Annotated in this window: 1 pseudogene; it reads left to right on the top strand. The window is 47.8% G+C overall.

The features are described from left to right. Nucleotides 1–395 (top strand): annotated as a pseudogene (locus tag ACYVTD_RS17550) (hypothetical protein); the annotation flags it as partial.

Genomic DNA, 395 nt, shown 5'->3' with positions numbered 1-395 from the left:
AAAACGCCGCAAACCCAAGTCCGCGCCCTGTCGGAGCCGCAAGACGCCCCAGAACGGAAAACGACGACGGACAGCCAAGAAGATCTGTATTCAGAACCGCTATCGAAGCCTTGCGCAGTTTAAGCGCCAGAGAAGATGACAATTCTTTTATTAATGCGTCAAATAATTACGGACATGTGGTGCAAACCGTCATGTTTAGCAGTCAGACAGGTAATGCTGTCGCTTGGACTAATGATCTAAACGTCCCCTTATTTCAGCCTGAAAATTTCGGCTCTCTGCTGGAACGCTTTAGCGTCGGAGAAAATGAAAAGGCGCAATTTCCGATTAAAGGATTAAGAAACGCCGCCGGCGCTTTGGGAAGCGTTACAGGTATATCGGATTCTGACGGAATTATA

It is taken from the genome of Treponema sp. R6D11 (assembly GCF_054786075.1).
Note: the sequence above shows the minus strand (reverse complement) of the source record. Positions and strands in the feature narration are given on the sequence as shown.